This window comes from Chelatococcus daeguensis, from assembly GCF_001887265.1.
GTDB classification, from domain to species: Bacteria; Pseudomonadota; Alphaproteobacteria; order Rhizobiales; family Beijerinckiaceae; genus Chelatococcus_A; species Chelatococcus_A sambhunathii.
In genome coordinates, this window is the sequence record NZ_CP018095.1 from 1,746,217 (window position 1) to 1,759,110 (window position 12,894).

The window sequence follows — 12,894 nt, forward strand, 5'->3', positions numbered from 1 at the left end:
GGCCTGCGTAAGGGATTCTCAAGTCTCGCCTTTGTCCTTGCGCTCCATCCACCGCACCAGCGGCAGCAGCGGGATGATCCAGCCGATGCCGACAATGGCGTAGAAGAGGAGTTCGACGCCCTTCGCCATCTCGGGCAGTCGGCTCTGCGCGAGTGCCATGACGACGAGCGCATAGACGCAGACGAAGATCAGCATTGCGATGGTGCCGACGAGCTTGCGTGTGCGCCGTTGCATGGGGGCTCCTCATCAGGTTCCGGGGTGCGGCGGTGCGGCTCGTTGTGCCGCCGCCTGCAAAGGCCTATGTCTCGCGGGACGAACGGGCCCGCAAGGGCCTTGCTGCCGCAGGAAGTAGACAGTTTCGCGCGCCATGAACAGTGCCGTTTCCATTTCCGCTCCGCAGGTCGACCGGGAGGCCTCGCGCCGCATGGCGCCGGTCCGGGCATGGCTCTGGCTGCTCGCCGGCCTCGTGCTCGTCATGATCCTCGTTGGCGGCGCGACGCGCCTCACGGATTCCGGCCTGTCGATCACCGAATGGAAGCCGGTCACCGGCGCCCTCCTGCCGATGAGCGAGGAAGCCTGGCAGCGCGAGTTCGACCTCTACCGCCAGATCCCGCAATACGAGCTCGTCAACAAGGGCATGACCCTCGCCGAGTTCAAGTCGATCTACCTGTGGGAGTGGGGGCATCGCCAGCTTGGCCGCTTCATCGGGCTCGCCTTCTTCCTGCCGCTCGCGTTCTTCGCCTGGCGCGGGCAGGTGCGCGGGCGCCTGCTGCTGACCATCGCCGCCATCGGCGCCATGGGCGGGCTGCAGGCCACCGTCGGCTGGATCATGGTCGCCTCCGGCCTGAAGCCGGGCATGACGGCGGTCGCGCCGGTCAAGCTCATGCTGCACATGCTCATCGCCTGCGGCATTCTCGGCGCCCTCGTCTGGGTCGCGACTGGCCTCGGCCGCTTTGCGCCGGAGCATGCGCCGGCGCGCCTCAGGCGCACCGCTTCGCTGTTGATCGGTTTCACCGTGCTGCAGATCGCCCTCGGCGCGATCGTCGCCGGGCTCGACGCGGGCCTCTCCTACAACACCTGGCCGCTGATGGACGGGCGCCTCGTGCCCGCCGCCGGGACGCTCTTCCCGATCACGCCGTGGGCGGAGAACTTCGTCGAGAGCATCGCCCTCGTGCAGTTCAACCACCGCCTGGGTGCCTATGTGCTGCTCGCTCTCGCCCTGTGGCATGCGGTGAACGCTTTGCGTAGCATGCCGGGGAGCGCGACGGCGCGACGGGCCGTGCTGCTCGCGGCCTTCGTCCTCGCCCAGGCGCTCGTCGGCATCACCACCCTGCTGCTCGTCGTGCCTTTATGGGCCGCGCTGCTGCACCAGGGCTTCGCCGTTCTGCTGCTCGGCGCCTGCGTCCACCACCGGCGCCGGCTGGCCGAGCCGGCGCCGCTCGCGGTACCGGCTCGGGCCTGAGGCCGCTGGCCTTTTCCTCGGTACGCCCCGGCACCGGCAGGCCGGCGCAAGCCTTGTCCCGTTAATCCTCGGGCCGCGTCCCACCGGATGTCGACGCTTTAGTCCGAATGGGTGAGTCGTGCGTTCGCGCACCTCGACGGGCGCCGGTCGCGCTCAGCATAAAGCTGCGTTAAGGTTCGCGTCAGGCGGACGACGGCTGGCGCTGATGGAGGGCACGTCGATGGCGGGCATGGTGACGATCTTCCACGCGGGTTTGTGGCCGGGGATCGCTGCATCCTGCATCTGCATGGCCGAGCTCGCGGACGGCGCGACGCGTCGGCGCGCGCGCCGCACGCATTCAGCTGCACGCGAACTCTTCCAACTGCGGCCGGTTGTCGCCACGGTGTCCGAGGCGGGCCGCCGCGTTCGGCCGCCCGCGGATTCGAGCTATCACTGCTGAGGGGAGCGGCGGCTCAGGAGGCCGCCGCCAGCGCCTGATCGAGGTCGGCGATGATGTCCGCCGCATCCTCCAGCCCGATCGACAGGCGCACCACATTGCCGGCAACACCTGCCTTCGCCCGTTCCTGCGGCGGCATGTTGCGGTGCGTGGTCGTCGCCGGATGGATCGCGAGCGAGCGTGTCTCGCCGATATTGGCGATGTGCGAGAAGAGCTTGAGCGCCGCGATGAAGCGCGTCGCAGCCTGGTCCCCGCCCTTGAGCGCCACGGTGAAGACGGAGCCTGCCCCCTCCGGGCTGTAGCGGTCGGCGAGTGCCTTGCCGGGATGGCCCTCGATGGAGGGATAGCTCACCGCCGCCACGGCCGGATGACCGGCAAGGTGCTGCGCCACGGCCTTGGCATTGGCGCAGTGGCGCGCCATGCGCAGCGGAAGCGTCTCGATGCCGGTCAGCGTCAGGAAGGCGGTGGCCGGCGAGATGCCCGGGCCGAGGTCGCGCAGGCCATAGAGCCGGGCCGCGACGGCGAAGGCGTTCTTCGGGAAGGCCTCGGCGAGCACGATGCCTTCGTAGTCGCCCCACGGCGCCGAGATGAGCGGGTAACGCGCGTCGCCCGCCCAGTCGAAGCTGCCGCCGTCGGTGATGATGCCGCCGATGACCTGTCCGTGGCCGCCGAGGAACTTCGACGTCGAATGGAAGACGATGTCGGCCCCGTGCTCGAACGGCCGGATAAGATAGGGGCTCGCCAGCGTGTTGTCGACGATGAGCGGCACCTTGTGGCGCCTGGCGATGGCCGAGATCGCCTGAAGATCGACCACGCTGCCGCAGGGATTGACGATGGATTCGACGACGATCGCCTTCGTCTTCTCCGTCACGGCGGCCGCGACGCTGGCCGGATCGGTCGGGTCGGCGAAATGGACCTTCAGGCCATGGCGCTGCTCGAGACGGCGCATGAGGCCGAGCGAGCCGCCGAAGAGGCGGCTGGCAGCGACATATTCGTCGCCGCTTTCCATGAGCGTGAGCAGGATGACGAGAAGGGCCGCCTGGCCGGAGCCGATGGCGACCGACATGGTGCCGCCCTCGAGATCCGTGACGCGGCGCTCCAGCGCCGCCGTCGTCGGGTTGCTGCCGCGCGAATAGGAGAAGCCGATCTTGCGCAGGGCGAAGATGTCGGCCGCCTCTTCGGGATCGTCGAAGACGAAGCCGTTCGTCAGATAGATCGGCGTGGTGCGAGCCCCCGTCGCCGGGTCGGGCGCCGCCCCCGCGTGCACCGCCCGCGTGGCAAAGCCCGTCTTGTTACAATGATCGCTCATGGGTCAGGCTCCGCAACGGCAGGCTCAGGCCGACAGGGCCTGGTCGAGATCGGCGATGAGATCGGCCGGGTCTTCGAGGCCGATGGACAGGCGCACCACGTCCGGCCCGGCGCCGGCGGCCACCTTCTGCTCGTCGCTGAGCTGGCGGTGGGTGGTCGAGGCCGGGTGGATGACGAGCGAGCGCGTGTCGCCGATGTTGGCGAGGTGCGAGAAGAGCTGCAGCTTCGAGACGAGGCTGACGCCCGCCTCGTAACCACCCTTGAGGCCGAAGGTGAAGACGGCGCCGGCGCCCTTTGGGCAGTAACGCCTGGCGAGCGTGTAATAGCGGTCGCCCTCGAGGCCGGGGTAGCTCACCCAGGCGACGGCCGGATGGCTGGCGAGGTGCTTTGCCACCATGAGCGTCGAATCCGAGGCGCGCTGCATGCGCAGCGGCAGGGTCTCGATGCCGTTGAGGATGAGGAAGGCGTTGAAGGGCGACAAAGCCGGGCCGAGGTCGCGCAGGCCGAGCACCCGCGTCGCGATGGCGAAGGCGAAGTTGCCGAAGGTCTCACCGAGCACCATGCCGCCGTATTCCGGCCGCGGCTTCGACAGCATCGGATAGCGCTCGTCGCCGACCCAGTTGAAGGTGCCGCCGTCGACGATGAGGCCGGCGATGGAATTGCCGTGCCCGCCGAGGAACTTGGTGGCCGAATGGACGACGATGTCGGCCCCGTGCTCGAAGGGGCGCCACAGGTAGGGCGTCGCCATCGTGTTGTCGACGATGAGCGGGATGTTGGCGCGCTTGGCGATGGCGGAGATGGCGGCGATATCGACGATGACGCCGCCCGGATTGGCGATCGACTCGACGAAGATCGCCTTGGTCTTGGGCGTCAGGGCCCGCTCGAAGGTGGACAGGTCGTCAGGGTCGGCCCAGACGACGTTCCAGCCGAAGCTCTTGTAGGAATGGTTGAACTGGTTGATCGAGCCGCCGTAGAGCTTCTTCGACGCGATGAACTCGTCGCCCGGCTGCAGCAGGGCGTGGAAGGTGAGGAACTCCGCCGCATGGCCGGAGGCGACGGCGAGCGCCGCCGTGCCGCCCTCGAGCGCCGCCACGCGCTCCTCCAGCACCGCGCAGGTCGGGTTGCCGATGCGCGTGTAGATGTTGCCGAAGGCCTGCAGGCCGAAGAGCGAGGCCGCGTGGTCGACGTCGTCGAAGACGAAGGAAGTCGTCTGGTAGATGGGCGTGGCGCGCGCGCCGGTCGCCGGATCGGGCTGGGCACCGGCATGGATGGCAAGCGTATTGAACCCGGGCACACGGTCGGCCATGGAACATCTCCTCCGGCATTCGCTTTAAAAGGCGTTCGTTCGTAATAAAGAACGACGCGTTTGCCGTCAACGAGGAGGAGGGAGGAAGGGACCTGCGTGTGCCGGCTGCTCAGATCTTTTCGCCGGGCAAGCGGCTGGCCTGCTTCACCCAGTCCGCGAACTGCCCTTCGTCAAGACCGCCCTCGTGGATGTCGAGATAGCGGACGTCCTTGTGCTTGGACGCGCCGGGCGGAACGGGATCGAGCGAGGTGCCGCGGAAGAATGTCACCTTCACGTATTTCGTGAAGCAATGAAAGCTCAGGAACCATCCCTGGCCCTCCACGCCGTAGAAGGGCGAGTTCCATTTGACGGCCTTCATCACGCCCGGAACCGTCCGCACGATCAGCATGTCGAGGCGGCGGCCGAGCTCGCTCTTCCAGCCCGGCATGGCCGCGATATAGGCCTCTACGGGGGCATCGCCGTATCCCTTGGGGATCTGGGGATTGCCCCCGGAGAGAAGAACGGCTCCGCCCGGCTGCGCCGCTTCCGTTGCAGCCCCGGTGGCGGCCTTCGTCCTTGCCGTTTTCGCAGGCTTGACCGCTTTCGCAGGTTTGGCGGGCAGCTTCGTCATCCGTTCACTGTTCCTGCGGGATGTGGCGCATGGTACGCCACCGCGCGGCATGAGGCTGCGCGAACATGTAGAGGCCCGTGGGAATCAGCAGGAAGAGCGGGACGAGCGCCAGGAGATGGACCCAGAAGCGCGGCTCCGCGCCGCCCCACGTGGCGACGACGTTGGCGATGAAGCCCACGGTGAAAGCAACCGACAGCCACCGGTGGAAACGGCGGATCGACGCGCTCCAATTCATCGGGAGGTCCTTTTCTTCCTTCCGGAATGGCTTCGACGACCGGCGGCCTCAATCGATCCGCGACAGAACATCGTCCAGCGCCGAGAGGAACCGCGGCCAGCCCGCCATGGCGCCCCGGTAATAGGACTGCTGATCCGGCCGGAAACCCGTCTGCTCCATGCGCAGGTGGGTGCCGGTCTCCGTTGGCGTCAGTGTCCACGTGACGACGCTTTCGAGGTCCTTGGTATCCCACCGATAGGACAGCCGCTTGTCGGGCTCGACGATCTCGACCCGGCAGTCGACCGCGCCCCAGTCGGCGGTGAGGTTGAAGCGGTGGTTCACCACCGGCTTGAAGTCGTTCTTCATGAGCCATTCCTCAATGAGGTGCGGCTGTGTGAGGGCGCGCCAAAGCTTTTCCGGCGGGTAGGGGAATTCCCGTTCGACGACGACGAGGAGGCGTTCGGTGGCTGTGTCGCTCATTGGTCCATTCTCTTGAGCAGGTCTTCGAGGTCATCGAACCTGGCCTGCCAGAAGCCCGACATCTGCCTGGTCCAGTCGATCAGCGGGGCGAGGGCGGCACGTTGTGCGCTGTAATGCGTCTGGCGGCCCTCGTGACGGTCGCGCACCAGCCCCGCCCGCTTCAGGATCCCGAGATGCTTCGAAACCGCCGGCTGGGAGACCCCCGCCTTGGCCGTCAGCGCGGCGACCGTCTGGTCGCCGTCGCGGCACAGCCGCTCGAAAATGGCGCGCCGCGTCGGATCGGCGAGCGTCCTGAAGAGGAGGTCGTGGGCTTGCGATGTCACGATCGATAACTTTCCAGCTATGAATAATCCATAACTGGCGAGCTATGGGTGAGTCAATGGGCTTCCTGCCGGCGATGCTGCGCGTGCTCGATGGAAATAGCGAAGGCAAGCGCCGTCGGTCCGCTGGCAACGGTCCGGGCGGGTCGTCGATGATCAGAAAGGCAGGAGAAAAGAAAGGTTCTGCCGAAGTGTTCCGCCGTTCGCTCGAACGAACGGCTTACTGATCGCCCGGCTTGAAGATGGTGCGCTTCTGGAAGCCCTTGTCGGCCATGGCCGGCTTCTTGGCCGAGATGATACGCGAATTGATGCCCTGCCAGCCGATCTCGCCGGAGAGGCGCCCGTATTCGATCTTGGGGCAGCGGTTCATGACGACCTTGAGCCCGCGCGCCTCGGCCCGCTCGGCGGCCGCGTCGTTGCGCACCGACAGCTGCAGCCAGATGACCCGGGGCCGCGGCGAGAGCGCCAGCGCCTCGTCCGTCACCGGGCCCGCGGCCTCGGAGTTGCGGAAGATCTCCACCATGTCGACCGGGTGGGGAATGTCTGCGAGCCGGCCGTAGACCGTCTTGCCGAGCAGGGTCTTGCCGGCGAGGCCCGGGTTGATCGGGATGACGTCGTAGCCTCGTTCGATCAGGTATTTCATGACGATATAGCTCGGCCGGGCCGGATTGGCCGAGGCGCCGACGAGCGCGATCGTCTTCACGCTCTTCAGGATGTCGCGGATATAGGCATCGGGATAATTGTCATGCTCCACGGCGCCGGGCGCCGCGGCCCGGGTGGAGGAGGGGGCGTTCGGGATCATCGGCCCTGCCAGTTCGGTTCGCGTTTCTCGATGAAGGCGCCGATGCCCTCTTCGGCATCGCGTGCCAGCATGTTCTCCACCATCACGGCGCTGGCGTGCCGGTAGGCGTCGCTCAGGCCCATCTCGAGCTGTTCGTAGAAGGCGCGCTTGCCGATCTTCAGCGTCAGCGGCGACTTGGCGGCAATGGTGCGCGCCATGGCGAGCGCCGCCGCGAGCGCCTCGCCTTCGGCGACGACGCGGTTGACGAGGCCGAAGCGCGCCGCGTCCTGCGCGTCGACCATCTCGCCCGTCAGCAGCATTTCCATGGCGTGCTTGCGTGAGATGTTGCGCGACAGCGCGACCATCGGCGTCGAACAGAAGAGGCCGATGTGGACGCCCGGCGTGCAGAATCGCGCCGCCGCTCCCGCGACGGCGAGATCGCAGCTCGCCACCAGCTGGCAGCCGGCAGCGGTGGCGACGCCCTCGACGGCGGCGATCACCGGCTGCGGCAGGCGCACGATACGCTGCATCATGGCCGAGCAGGTGCCGAGCACGTCGCTGAAATAAGCGCGTCCGCGGTCCGGGTCCGCGCGGTGGGCGGTCATCTCCTTGAGGTCATGCCCGGCGGAGAAGACCGGGCCCGCGGCCGCAAGGACGACGACGCGCACGTCCGGCCGGCTGGCGATGCCGTCGAGCGCCTTGCTGACGGCGGCCATTAGCGCCTCGCTCAGGCTGTTGCGCGCCCTCGGCCGGTTGAGCGTGAGGAGTGCGATGCCCTCCTCGGGCTCCTCCACGAGGAGCACGGGCGTGTCGATCGTCGTCTCGGTATTCATGCATTCCTCGCCGGGCGCGGGCGCCGAAGGCCGGTTTGCCGATCTGCCTATTGTCGGCGGCATCACCGCATGCTGCAACCAAGGCAATATGGTCGAGATCCATGAAACGGGAAGGGGGATGTGCGCATGGCGGCATGGGCAGAGTTGCAGCCGGTGATGAGCGTGGCCGAGCTCGAGGCGTTCCTGGACAGGGAATTCCCCCAGGTTCACGCCGGCGGGCGCATCTATGGCGTCGAGGCGGTGGGGCCGATGTCGGCGCGCCTGCGCTGCGCCTACGACGAGCGCCACGTCCGCCCGGGCGGCACGATTTCGGGACCGACCATCATGGCGCTCGCCGATCTTGCGCTCTATGTCGCCATCCTCGGCGCCATCGGCCCGGTCGGCCTCGCCGTCACCACCAACCTGTCCTTCAACTTCCTGCGCAAGCCCGGCCGGCGCGACCTTCTCGCCGACTGCCGCCTGCTCAAGCTCGGCAAGCGCCTCGCCGTCGGCGAGGTCACCATCTTCTCGGACGGGGAGGAGGAGCCCGTCGCCCATGCGACAGGGACCTATTCCATCCCGCCGCGGTGAAGAAAATTGCGGTATTATAATACCTTTATAGGTAAGTAATTGATATTTAACGGTTTGTCCGCGTCGGCGCCTTGCCGCCGCGCTTGACGCGGGCGCCGGCCTCATGTAGAGCACGCCCACCTTGAACGGCGCTGCCCTGTGCGGCGCCGTTGCAGTGTTCCCGCGGGGGCCTCGCGAAGGTCTCTGCATCATCTCGGAAGAGACCCATGAAGACCTATTCGGCAAAGCCGGCCGACGTCGAGAAGAAGTGGGTGCTCATCGATGCGAAGGGCCTTGTCGTCGGCCGCCTCGCTTCGATCGTAGCCATGCGCCTGCGTGGCAAGCACAAGCCGTCCTTCACGCCTCACGTCGACTGCGGCGACAACGTCATCGTCATCAATGCGGACAAGGTGGTGTTCACCGGCCGCAAGCGTGAGCAGAAGGTGTACTACCACCACACCGGCTATCCGGGTGGCATCAAGGAGCGCACCGCCAAGTTCATCCTCGAGGGCCGCTTTCCCGAGCGCGTCGTCGAGAAGGCGGTGGAGCGCATGCTCCCGCGCGGCCCGCTCGGCCGCAAGCAGCTCGGCAACCTGCGCGTCTACGGCGGTTCGCAGCATCCGCACGAGGCTCAGCAGCCCGAGGCGCTGGACGTCGCCGCGCTCAATTCGAAGAACGTGAGGAGCGCCTGATCATGGCCGAGACCCTCCAGAGCCTTTCCGATCTCGGGCAGGCCGTCGCCCCGCAGGCCGCGCCCGAGGCGCCCGTGCACGAGCAGAAGCTCGACAAGCTCGGCCGCGCCTATGCCACCGGCAAGCGCAAGGACGCCATCGCGCGCGTCTGGATCAAGCCCGGCGCCGGCAAGATCGTCGTCAACGACCGCGAACTCGACGTCTATTTCGCGCGTCCGGTACTGCGCATGATCCTGCAGCAGCCGCTCGTGCTGACCGAGCGCGTCGGCCAGTACGACGTGATGGTCAACGTCACCGGCGGCGGCCTCTCCGGCCAGGCCGGTGCCGTACGCCACGGCCTCGCCAAGGCGCTGACCTACTATGAGCCTGAGCTGCGCTCCGTCCTCAAGAAGCAGGGCTTCCTGACGCGCGACAGCCGCGTCGTCGAGCGCAAGAAGTACGGCCGCGCCAAGGCCCGCCGTTCCTTCCAGTTCTCGAAGCGTTGATCGCCTCGGGTTTCACGCTTTCCACGCGAAAGGGCGGCCTCGGGCCGCCCTTTTGTTTTCGGCTCTCGCCTGGGCGCACCGGGCCACTATCGCCTATCCGCCGGCGGCCCGATGCCCATGGCGTTGATCACCTCCTGCGGCACCCGGTAGTCGCGGTAGAGCTGGGCGCTCGAGCGCAGGCCGCAGGCCTCGCGCTGGACGACGAGGTGCCACAGCGCGGTGCCCGCCTGCCGCACCAGCCGTTTCCGGTCGGCGTCGGTGCCTCTGCCGGCATCGCAGGCCTCGATGGCGGCGAGCGCGGCTTCGAGCGCCCGCCCCAGACGCCCGAGGGCGGAGGCGCTTTCTTGCAGCATCTCCTGCTGCAGGGCGTCATTGGCCATGCCGGTTGCATCGGCGCGGGAGGTGAGGCGAGGGGGACGCAGGCTCATCGGCTGCCCGGCTCACATTGCCTTTATCGCTGCCGCATCACTTCGCGGCCACCGGCCGTTGCTCCCGCAGTTCGAAGCGCCCGGTCGGCCCGCCGGCCTCGCGCCAGGCGGCGAAGCCGCCGCCGAGATGGGCGACGGGCTTGAGCCCCATCCGCGCGGCCGTCGCCGCGCCGAGCGCCGAGCGCCAGCCGCCGGCACAGAAGAAGATGAAGCGCTTGTCCTGCGAGAAGATGCATTTGTGGTAGGGGCTCTCCGGGTCGATCCAGAACTCCAGCATGCCGCGCGGGCAATGGAAAGCGCCGGGGATGGTGCCTTCGCGCTCCAGCTCGCGCGGGTCGCGCAAGTCCACAAAAACGACATCGTCGCGGCCATGCAGGGCGATGGCTGCCGCCGCGTCGATGGTCTCGATGGCGCGCTCGGCCTCGGCGAGCATCGTTTTGAATCCCAGGGTGATGGTCTGCGGCATCGTCTTGATCCTCCCGCTGCCCGCGGCTGGCAGGCCATGCTAGCGCGACCGCCTCTTCCTTGGGGAGATCGCGGCGTGCCGATTGTTCCCGCACCGGCCATCGGGCACGATATTCGTGATTGGACATCTATATGGGGATGGCACGTGGAGGTTTTCAGCCCGGCGGATTATGTCGCCCTCGGCTTTTTCGTCGCTGCCTGGATCGGCTACAAGATCGTCGTCGAGCACTCGCGCTGGGCCGATCAGAGCCTCAACGTGATGATGAACAATTATCGCCATGTCTGGATGGCGCGGATGCTCGAGCGCGAATTGCGCATCGTCGACACGACCATCATGGCGACGCTGCAGAACGGCACCGCCTTCTTCGCCTCCACGTCGCTCATCGTCATCGGTGGCGCGCTCGCCTTGCTGCGGTCCACTGACGAGGTGCTCAATCTCGTTGCCGATCTGCCCTTTGGCCTGCAGACCACTCGCCTTGCCTGGGAGTTGAAGGTGATCGGCATCGTCATCATCTTCGGCTACGCCTTCTTCAAGTTTTCCTGGTCGTACCGTCTGTTCAACTATGCCGCGATCCTCATCGGCGCGACGCCGGCGGCGGAGAAGGGCCGCGCGCCGGACGTCCCGGCGCGGGCGGCCGCCGCGCGAGCGGGGCAGATGGCAGTCGTCGCGGGGCGCCACTTCAACCGCGGCCAGCGCGCTTTCTTCTTCGCGCTCGCCTATCTCGGCTGGTTCCTAAGCCCCTATCTCTTCTTTTTCTCGACGGCCGCGGTGCTCGTCGTCATGGCGCGGCGCCAGTTCTCGTCGGAGGCGCGGGCCGCCCTCGACGTGCGCGAACGCGATTGACGCGGCGACCCCGGACAGGCAGGCAGGAGCGATGAAAGCCGATGCGACTCGCGACGCCGAAATCGCCACCCTCATGCTTACGCTCGCCGCTGCATGCGGACCGGGCAAGACGCTGGATCCGACCGTGGTTGCCCGTGCCTACGCAGGCCCGCATCCGGATGGCTGGGGCCCGCTGATGCAGCCCGTCCGGCGCGTCGCCGTGGCCCTCGCGCACGAGGGACGCCTCGTCATCTACCGCAAGGGCAAGCCGGTCGACCCCGACGACTTCCGCGGCATCTACCGCATCGGCCTGCCGCATGTGGAATGAAGCCGCTCACCGGCCCGGCAGCAGCGTCGGCGTGTAGCCCATCAGGCGGTAGGCCACGAGGCCGACCCATTCCTTGGTGGAGAGGTCCGCGAGGCGCAGCCCCTCCGAGAAGGTGCGGAAGGGGCGGTAGAAGTCGTCCGGCTTGCCGTCGGCATGAAAGTCGACCGGATAAGGCACCACATCGAAGCCGACGGCCTTGAAGCAGCCGACGGCGCGTGGCATGTGATAGGCCGAGGTGACGAGCAGCCAGCGCTCGCCCGGCTGCGGCTGCACCAGGTCGCGGGTGAAGAGCGCATTCTCCCGCGTGTTGCGGGAGCGGTCCTCGTAGAGGACATTCTCCGTCCGCATGCCGACCGCGGTGAACAGCGCCCGCGCCGCATCGGCCTCCGTATATTCCTCTTCCGTCAGCAGGCTGGCCGAGCCGCCGGTGAAGACGATGCGGACCTCGGGAAGGCGACGCGCAAGCTCGATCGTCGCTGTCATGCGCGCGGCGGCGTCGGTGAACTTGATCTGATGGCGGTTCATGCCGATGGCGCCGCCGAGCACGATGACGCCGGCGACGGGCTCGCCATCGAGGCGCGGCACGGCCGCGAAGCGGTCCTCCAGAACCCGCATCGAGATGCGGGCGAGCGGCGAGGCCCCGACGATCAGAAAGCCGACGATGCCGATGGCCACGAGGCCGTGGCCGAGGCGCCGGTAGCGCGAGAAGAGCAGCAAGAGCCCGACAAGCGCGATGACGGTCAGCACGTTGCTCGGCGTGACGAAGAACCAGAAGATCTTCGAGAGATAGAAAAACATGGCTGCCCCGTATTGCCCGCCTGGTGCCCCCGATCAGCGGGCCTCGCTCAGCCGCCGCAGCAGTCGCTCGACATGGATGGTGCGCTCGGCCACCTCCCTGAGCTCGCAGCCCGCCTCGAAGACCGCCGCGCGCGGCGAGGCGGGGAAGGCCTGCGAGATGAAGCTGCAGTTGAGGTCCGCATAGCTCTCCCAGGCCTGCTGCACGGCCGTGAAGTGGGTGCGTGCCGCCCCGTCGAGCTTGCCGTCGAGGGCGGCGATCGCGCTCGTCATGCGCTCGCGCCAGACGGCGACCTCACGGCGTGAGCAGGCGATCTCCGCCGCATGACGGTCACCGCCGTCGCGCCGGGCGCAGACGAGCGCGATGGAACCGATGCAGGCGGACGGGGCGCGGCCGCTCTCGCCGAGGCATTGGGCCATCGCGTCGCGGTCGGAGGCGATGGTGCCGCCGGTGCCTTCCGGCTCCGCCGCCGAGGAGAGGGTGGCGAGTCCCGCGACGGCGATCGCGAGAAGGCCCGTCGCCACCGCAGCGGCACGGCGACCGGATCTCGGCATGGGAGGCTGCTGCATCGAATCGCG

At 67.6% G+C, this 12,894-nt stretch carries 22 protein-coding genes; 9 read left to right on the top strand and 13 right to left on the bottom strand.

Translation table 11 applies throughout. The features are described 5' to 3' along the window. Nucleotides 1–18: 18 nt before the first annotated feature. Complete coding sequence (locus tag BOQ54_RS08340) at nucleotides 19–234, bottom strand: DUF2842 domain-containing protein (protein ID WP_071923691.1); 216 nt, start codon at nucleotides 232–234, stop codon at nucleotides 19–21. Nucleotides 235–367: 133 nt separating this feature from the next. Between BOQ54_RS08340 and BOQ54_RS08345 the strand changes: the two genes are divergently transcribed. Continuing rightward, entirely contained in the window at nucleotides 368–1,462 is a 1,095-nt protein-coding gene (locus BOQ54_RS08345) for a COX15/CtaA family protein (RefSeq protein ID WP_071923692.1), read from the top strand. Nucleotides 1,463–1,691: 229 nt separating this feature from the next. After that, nucleotides 1,692–1,901: a hypothetical protein gene (locus BOQ54_RS08350; RefSeq protein WP_141659736.1), complete on the top strand. Its 210-nt coding sequence runs from the start codon at nucleotides 1,692–1,694 to the stop codon at nucleotides 1,899–1,901. 13 nt (nucleotides 1,902–1,914) lie between these two features. Here the strand turns inward: BOQ54_RS08350 and BOQ54_RS08355 are convergent, their stop codons facing one another. From BOQ54_RS08355 to BOQ54_RS08380, 6 genes are all read right to left on the bottom strand, one after another. After that, on the bottom strand, nucleotides 1,915–3,207 hold the full coding sequence (locus tag BOQ54_RS08355) for an O-acetylhomoserine aminocarboxypropyltransferase/cysteine synthase family protein (protein ID WP_071923693.1): 1,293 nt from the start codon (nucleotides 3,205–3,207) through the stop codon (nucleotides 1,915–1,917). Between the two features lie 24 nt (nucleotides 3,208–3,231). Continuing rightward, entirely contained in the window at nucleotides 3,232–4,512 is a 1,281-nt protein-coding gene (locus BOQ54_RS08360) for an O-acetylhomoserine aminocarboxypropyltransferase (RefSeq protein ID WP_071923694.1), read from the bottom strand. A gap of 109 nt (nucleotides 4,513–4,621) precedes the next feature. Then, nucleotides 4,622–5,122, bottom strand: a complete 501-nt coding sequence (locus tag BOQ54_RS08365) for a DUF1801 domain-containing protein (RefSeq protein ID WP_055461066.1) — start codon at nucleotides 5,120–5,122, stop codon at nucleotides 4,622–4,624. A gap of 4 nt (nucleotides 5,123–5,126) precedes the next feature. After that, nucleotides 5,127–5,357 (bottom strand): hypothetical protein, encoded by a 231-nt coding sequence (locus tag BOQ54_RS08370; protein WP_055461065.1) that lies wholly within the window; start codon nucleotides 5,355–5,357, stop codon nucleotides 5,127–5,129. 48 nt (nucleotides 5,358–5,405) lie between these two features. Then, nucleotides 5,406–5,816 (bottom strand): SRPBCC family protein, encoded by a 411-nt coding sequence (locus tag BOQ54_RS08375; RefSeq protein ID WP_071923695.1) that lies wholly within the window; start codon nucleotides 5,814–5,816, stop codon nucleotides 5,406–5,408. Then, nucleotides 5,813–6,139, bottom strand: a complete 327-nt coding sequence (locus BOQ54_RS08380) for an ArsR/SmtB family transcription factor (protein WP_055461063.1) — start codon at nucleotides 6,137–6,139, stop codon at nucleotides 5,813–5,815. The genes BOQ54_RS08375 and BOQ54_RS08380 overlap by 4 nt, the downstream gene beginning before the upstream one ends. Before the next feature lie 56 nt (nucleotides 6,140–6,195). On the opposite strand from BOQ54_RS08380, the gene BOQ54_RS20030 reads away from it, so the two are divergent. Continuing rightward, nucleotides 6,196–6,363, top strand: a complete 168-nt coding sequence (locus BOQ54_RS20030) for a hypothetical protein (protein WP_157672362.1) — start codon at nucleotides 6,196–6,198, stop codon at nucleotides 6,361–6,363. Here BOQ54_RS20030 and BOQ54_RS08385 read toward each other — a convergent pair. Beyond that, on the bottom strand, nucleotides 6,357–6,938 hold the full coding sequence (locus tag BOQ54_RS08385; RefSeq protein ID WP_071923696.1) for a CoA-binding protein: 582 nt from the start codon (nucleotides 6,936–6,938) through the stop codon (nucleotides 6,357–6,359). The genes BOQ54_RS20030 and BOQ54_RS08385 overlap by 7 nt on opposite strands. Next, entirely contained in the window at nucleotides 6,935–7,750 is an 816-nt protein-coding gene (locus tag BOQ54_RS08390; RefSeq protein ID WP_063186059.1) for an enoyl-CoA hydratase, read from the bottom strand. The genes BOQ54_RS08385 and BOQ54_RS08390 overlap by 4 nt, the downstream gene beginning before the upstream one ends. Here BOQ54_RS08390 and BOQ54_RS19725 point away from each other — a divergent pair. The 4 genes from BOQ54_RS19725 to rpsI all read left to right on the top strand — a co-directional run bounded on the left by BOQ54_RS19725 (nucleotide 7,725) and on the right by rpsI (nucleotide 9,476). Beyond that, on the top strand, nucleotides 7,725–7,907 hold the full coding sequence (locus BOQ54_RS19725) for a hypothetical protein (protein ID WP_145979747.1): 183 nt from the start codon (nucleotides 7,725–7,727) through the stop codon (nucleotides 7,905–7,907). The two genes, BOQ54_RS08390 and BOQ54_RS19725, sit on opposite strands and share 26 nt — an antisense overlap. Next, complete coding sequence (locus BOQ54_RS08395) at nucleotides 7,877–8,320, top strand: PaaI family thioesterase (protein ID WP_071923697.1); 444 nt, start codon at nucleotides 7,877–7,879, stop codon at nucleotides 8,318–8,320. Before BOQ54_RS19725 ends, BOQ54_RS08395 begins: the two co-directional genes overlap by 31 nt. A gap of 206 nt (nucleotides 8,321–8,526) precedes the next feature. After that, nucleotides 8,527–8,991, top strand: coding sequence for a 50S ribosomal protein L13 (rplM, locus tag BOQ54_RS08400; protein ID WP_055461059.1), 465 nt, complete (start codon nucleotides 8,527–8,529; stop codon nucleotides 8,989–8,991). A 2-nt stretch (nucleotides 8,992–8,993) separates the two neighbouring features. Continuing rightward, nucleotides 8,994–9,476, top strand: a complete 483-nt coding sequence (gene rpsI / locus BOQ54_RS08405) for a 30S ribosomal protein S9 (RefSeq protein WP_055461058.1) — start codon at nucleotides 8,994–8,996, stop codon at nucleotides 9,474–9,476. An 86-nt stretch (nucleotides 9,477–9,562) separates the two neighbouring features. On the opposite strand, the gene BOQ54_RS08410 is transcribed toward rpsI, so the two are convergent. Both BOQ54_RS08410 and BOQ54_RS08415 read right to left on the bottom strand, forming a co-directional pair. Then, complete coding sequence (locus BOQ54_RS08410; protein ID WP_071923698.1) at nucleotides 9,563–9,904, bottom strand: DUF6665 family protein; 342 nt, start codon at nucleotides 9,902–9,904, stop codon at nucleotides 9,563–9,565. A 37-nt stretch (nucleotides 9,905–9,941) separates the two neighbouring features. Further along, a complete protein-coding gene (locus BOQ54_RS08415) occupies nucleotides 9,942–10,370 on the bottom strand; it encodes a rhodanese-like domain-containing protein (protein WP_055461056.1) in 429 nt (142 codons plus the stop codon). A gap of 144 nt (nucleotides 10,371–10,514) precedes the next feature. Here BOQ54_RS08415 and BOQ54_RS08420 point away from each other — a divergent pair, with 144 nt between their 5' ends. Beyond that, nucleotides 10,515–11,213: a DUF599 domain-containing protein gene (locus tag BOQ54_RS08420; protein WP_083585934.1), complete on the top strand. Its 699-nt coding sequence runs from the start codon at nucleotides 10,515–10,517 to the stop codon at nucleotides 11,211–11,213. Nucleotides 11,214–11,244: 31 nt separating this feature from the next. Continuing rightward, nucleotides 11,245–11,520, top strand: coding sequence for a DUF3253 domain-containing protein (locus BOQ54_RS08425; RefSeq protein ID WP_055461054.1), 276 nt, complete (start codon nucleotides 11,245–11,247; stop codon nucleotides 11,518–11,520). Nucleotides 11,521–11,526: 6 nt separating this feature from the next. On the opposite strand, the gene BOQ54_RS08430 is transcribed toward BOQ54_RS08425, so the two are convergent. Beyond that, nucleotides 11,527–12,318: a YdcF family protein gene (locus BOQ54_RS08430; RefSeq protein ID WP_063186067.1), complete on the bottom strand. Its 792-nt coding sequence runs from the start codon at nucleotides 12,316–12,318 to the stop codon at nucleotides 11,527–11,529. Nucleotides 12,319–12,351: 33 nt separating this feature from the next. After that, entirely contained in the window at nucleotides 12,352–12,870 is a 519-nt protein-coding gene (locus BOQ54_RS08435) for a lysozyme inhibitor LprI family protein (RefSeq protein ID WP_157672593.1), read from the bottom strand. Nucleotides 12,871–12,894 lie beyond the last annotated feature (24 nt).

Bases quoted from the DNA above. Each gene is read 5' to 3' on its own strand.
- BOQ54_RS08430 (WP_063186067.1), bottom strand. From the start codon at position 12,318: ATGTTTTTCTATCTCTCGAAGATCTTCTGGTTCTTCGTCACGCCGAGC.
- BOQ54_RS08355 (WP_071923693.1), bottom strand. From the start codon at position 3,207: ATGAGCGATCATTGTAACAAGACGGGCTTTGCCACGCGGGCGGTGCAC.
- BOQ54_RS08435 (WP_157672593.1), bottom strand. From the start codon at position 12,870: ATGCCGAGATCCGGTCGCCGTGCCGCTGCGGTGGCGACGGGCCTTCTC.
- BOQ54_RS08365 (WP_055461066.1), bottom strand. From the start codon at position 5,122: ATGACGAAGCTGCCCGCCAAACCTGCGAAAGCGGTCAAGCCTGCGAAA.
- BOQ54_RS08410 (WP_071923698.1), bottom strand. From the start codon at position 9,904: ATGAGCCTGCGTCCCCCTCGCCTCACCTCCCGCGCCGATGCAACCGGC.
- BOQ54_RS08370 (WP_055461065.1), bottom strand. From the start codon at position 5,357: ATGAATTGGAGCGCGTCGATCCGCCGTTTCCACCGGTGGCTGTCGGTT.
- BOQ54_RS20030 (WP_157672362.1), top strand. From the start codon at position 6,196: ATGGGCTTCCTGCCGGCGATGCTGCGCGTGCTCGATGGAAATAGCGAA.
- BOQ54_RS08385 (WP_071923696.1), bottom strand. From the start codon at position 6,938: ATGATCCCGAACGCCCCCTCCTCCACCCGGGCCGCGGCGCCCGGCGCC.
- BOQ54_RS08345 (WP_071923692.1), top strand. From the start codon at position 368: ATGAACAGTGCCGTTTCCATTTCCGCTCCGCAGGTCGACCGGGAGGCC.
- BOQ54_RS08350 (WP_141659736.1), top strand. From the start codon at position 1,692: ATGGTGACGATCTTCCACGCGGGTTTGTGGCCGGGGATCGCTGCATCC.
- BOQ54_RS08360 (WP_071923694.1), bottom strand. From the start codon at position 4,512: ATGGCCGACCGTGTGCCCGGGTTCAATACGCTTGCCATCCATGCCGGT.
- BOQ54_RS08340 (WP_071923691.1), bottom strand. From the start codon at position 234: ATGCAACGGCGCACACGCAAGCTCGTCGGCACCATCGCAATGCTGATC.
- rpsI (WP_055461058.1), top strand. From the start codon at position 8,994: ATGGCCGAGACCCTCCAGAGCCTTTCCGATCTCGGGCAGGCCGTCGCC.
- BOQ54_RS08390 (WP_063186059.1), bottom strand. From the start codon at position 7,750: ATGAATACCGAGACGACGATCGACACGCCCGTGCTCCTCGTGGAGGAG.
- BOQ54_RS08375 (WP_071923695.1), bottom strand. From the start codon at position 5,816: ATGAGCGACACAGCCACCGAACGCCTCCTCGTCGTCGTCGAACGGGAA.
- BOQ54_RS08395 (WP_071923697.1), top strand. From the start codon at position 7,877: ATGGCGGCATGGGCAGAGTTGCAGCCGGTGATGAGCGTGGCCGAGCTC.
- rplM (WP_055461059.1), top strand. From the start codon at position 8,527: ATGAAGACCTATTCGGCAAAGCCGGCCGACGTCGAGAAGAAGTGGGTG.
- BOQ54_RS08415 (WP_055461056.1), bottom strand. From the start codon at position 10,370: ATGCCGCAGACCATCACCCTGGGATTCAAAACGATGCTCGCCGAGGCC.
- BOQ54_RS08425 (WP_055461054.1), top strand. From the start codon at position 11,245: ATGAAAGCCGATGCGACTCGCGACGCCGAAATCGCCACCCTCATGCTT.